Origin of the sequence: uncultured Tateyamaria sp., from assembly GCF_947496075.1 — a bacterium.
In the GTDB taxonomy this organism is placed as follows: Bacteria; Pseudomonadota; Alphaproteobacteria; order Rhodobacterales; family Rhodobacteraceae; genus Tateyamaria.
The window spans coordinates 1-1,059 of the sequence record NZ_CANMBJ010000010.1 but is presented as its reverse complement, the minus strand read 5'-3'; the positions used below and the strand labels follow the sequence as shown (position 1 = coordinate 1,059).

The following is a 1,059-nucleotide window of genomic DNA, read 5'->3' as shown; positions in this document are numbered from 1 at the left end:
CATGACCATAGACAAGAAGATTACCGATGATCTGGTTGCGAACGACATTTCGTTTGTGACGACGGTGCCCTGCAAACAGCTTGCGGGTGTCATCGACGAGATCGACCAGCACCCCGACATCTTCCACATCCCGTCGAACAAGGAAGACGAGGGGATGGGCTTGTGTGCCGGCGCATGGATGGGCGGAAAGCGCCCGGCCATCATTATGCAGAACACGGCCATCGGGGTCACCATCAACACGCTGGCAACGTTGATCCAATACTACCGGATGCCGCTGCCAATGCTGATCAGCTACCGGGGTGAGCTGCGCGAGCCTGTGGCCTGCCAGGTCGAGATGGCCGTGCACACCAAGGCGCTGCTCGCGCAGATGAACATCCCGACCTACCACTTCCATCACCAGAAAGACGTGGAAGAGCTAGATATGATCCTGAAATACACTTTCATGTGCAACAAACCCGTGGCGATCCTGACGGATGCTAACTTTTGGGGAGGCTATGGCGACCAATGATCCGTTCTGAAATCCTCAAGGAAATTGCTCCGATCCTGCGCGACCAACTGGTGGTCTGCAACATCGGCATCCCCAGCCAGGAGCTGCACGCCATCGACGACCAGCCCACCAACTTCTACATGCTGGGCACGATGGGCCTTTCGTCGTCCATCGGGCTGGGTCTTGCGCTGGCGCAGGACAAGACGGTGATCTCGATCGACGGGGACGGGTCAGTTCTGACCAACCTGTGCACGCTGCCGACGATCGCCAACAATGTGGCCGACAACTACATCCTGATGATCATCGACAACGGGTCCTATGGCTCCACTGGTGACCAGCCAACCTACACCGGCAAGAAAACGTCACTTGCGGGAATGGCCCGCGCTGCGGGTTGCGAGAATGTGGTCGAGGTGATGGATGTCGACACCGGCCCTGCGCTTGAGAAGGCGATTGCGGAGCGCAAGATGACCGTGATGGTTGTCAAATGCGACAGCGGCAACGCCAAAATGCCGGTGATCACCATGGATCCCGTCGTGATCAAGGACCGGTTCATGAAAGCGGTCACGGCCTGA

General features: G+C 57.8%; 2 protein-coding genes. Both read left to right on the top strand.

Annotation, left to right across the window (positions count from 1 at the left end):
- Position 1 precedes the first annotated feature (1 nt).
- A complete protein-coding gene (gene comD, locus Q1A51_RS24100; RefSeq protein ID WP_299196401.1) occupies positions 2-508 on the top strand; it encodes a sulfopyruvate decarboxylase subunit alpha in 507 nt (168 codons plus the stop codon).
- Positions 505-1,059 (top strand): sulfopyruvate decarboxylase subunit beta, encoded by a 555-nt coding sequence (gene comE, locus Q1A51_RS24095; protein WP_299196403.1) that lies wholly within the window; start codon positions 505-507, stop codon positions 1,057-1,059. The genes comD and comE overlap by 4 nt, the downstream gene beginning before the upstream one ends.

Coding starts and splice junctions, on each gene's coding strand:
- comD (WP_299196401.1), top strand. CDS start 2: ATGACCATAGACAAGAAGATTACCGATGATCTGGTTGCGAACGACATT.
- comE (WP_299196403.1), top strand. CDS start 505: ATGATCCGTTCTGAAATCCTCAAGGAAATTGCTCCGATCCTGCGCGAC.